Annotated in this window: 2 protein-coding genes; both read right to left on the bottom strand. The window is 40.7% G+C overall.

The window, feature by feature from the left end; translation table 11 throughout:
- Positions 1-43: 43 nt before the first annotated feature.
- Positions 44-955, bottom strand: coding sequence for an IS3 family transposase (locus HMPREF0501_RS08455; protein WP_223206805.1), 912 nt, complete (start codon positions 953-955; stop codon positions 44-46).
- Complete coding sequence (locus HMPREF0501_RS08450) at positions 892-1,605, bottom strand: helix-turn-helix domain-containing protein (protein ID WP_006917591.1); 714 nt, start codon at positions 1,603-1,605, stop codon at positions 892-894. The genes HMPREF0501_RS08455 and HMPREF0501_RS08450 overlap by 64 nt, the downstream gene beginning before the upstream one ends.
- Positions 1,606-1,674 lie beyond the last annotated feature (69 nt).

Here is a 1,674-nt window from a genome sequence, read left to right as displayed (position 1 = left end):
GGCACTAGGTCCCGTCAAGTATACAGGTTAAATAGATAAAATTTTAGGCGGCTTGATTGCGGAATTGTTCCGCGGTCAAGCCGTTTCTGCTTGTGTAAGCGCGTTTGGTATTAAAGTATTTAATGGCTCCTTTGACGAGTTGTTCTAACTCTTCCAATGTCTTAGGACGAGGATGTTTATTCATCCAGATTAACTTGAAGTCATTCCACCAGCGTTCCATTGGGGAGTTTTCCCAAGGATGGCCGGGGTGTGACATACTATGAATGCAGTTTTTAGAAGCTAAGTAGTCGTTAAACATACCTGAGCAGTAGGCTGCTCCACGGTCAGTATGAACCATCGGCTGTGCATCTGGTTCAACCGCAAAAGCACGATTAAAGGCTTCCATTACTGCTGATGAGGTTTCTGTATCTGAAATGTTGTAGCTTAAAGCGTAACGACCATATAAGTCTAAAATAACGTGTACTCGTATTTTATGAAGCGTGTGTTCGCCGTAGGCAACTTCCGTTGTATCGGTAACCCACACTTCATTTTTAGTTTCTCGATCGAATTGTTCCTGTAATAAGTTGTCATTGATATACTCCTCATGGCGTTGAATTCGATTGTGTCTCTTTTTCCTAATATTCGCCCTAATCCCATGCTTACGCATGCAGTTAGTTACTCGTTTTAATCCAGCAGTAAAGCTTAAACGGTTCTCAAAACTTAACTGTGTAGTCATCGCTAGATATCCAAGCGTCCAATTATGCTCTTTTTCTAATTCTAAAATTGCTTCAAGCAGTTCTGCCTGCTCATTTTGATAATGACTTGGCTTTCGATTGAGCCATTTGTAATAACCATCTCGCGAAGACTCAGCTATTTTACACAGCTGGCTAATTGACCAACCATTTTCCTGATTTAGTTCTTTGATGGCTTGGTATTTGGCTCCTTGTTCACCTCCCGATTGCGTATTTCTGTTAATTTTTTTGCGAAGGCAATCTCCATCTCTTGATTTTTTAGCTGAGCTCTTAGTAAGCGGTTCTCTGCTTTGAGCCGATCAACTTCTGTCCACTCCTCTTCCGGTTTAGCTTTACCCCGGCGATCACGAAGTGATTCCGGGTCATTACCACTTTTATGATATTTCTGGTACCAGCCATAAACCTGTTGGTAACTAATATGATACTTTTCAACCGCCCAATTGTAGTTCATACCATGCTTAATCAGGTCTTCGATGATTATCAGTCGCTCTTCAAAGTTAGTCTTTCGTCCACTCATTTTTGAATCTCGCTTTCTTGGCGTATATGCCTTTAAGTTAGATTCATTATACTGGATAATCCACTGCTTTAACTGGGTACGTGATCGCAAACCGTGCTTTATCGCAAATAACTCCATCGATTCAGTTGATTGTCGATACTGCTCAACTAACGAGTGCTTGAATTTTCTTGAGTAACTTTGATTGTGATGGTCAGACTGAAGCCCAGGCAACCCTTGATACTTGTACAAAAGTCTCCAACGATAAAGGGCATCATTGCCAATATTATATCTAATCATGACTTTAGAAGATCCCTCACGTAAAGCTTCTTGGAGAATTAAGAGTTTTTCCTCCGCCGAGTATTTTGATTTTCTTCCCATAGAAAAAGCCCTCCGAATATATAAGATGAATTTTCCATTTCATCTGTATACTCAGAGGGCATTATAGCC

The sequence above is a fragment of the Limosilactobacillus coleohominis 101-4-CHN genome (genome assembly GCF_000161935.1).
Taxonomy (GTDB): Bacteria; Bacillota; Bacilli; order Lactobacillales; family Lactobacillaceae; genus Limosilactobacillus; species Limosilactobacillus coleohominis_A.
Note: the sequence above shows the minus strand (reverse complement) of the source record. Positions and strands in the feature narration are given on the sequence as shown.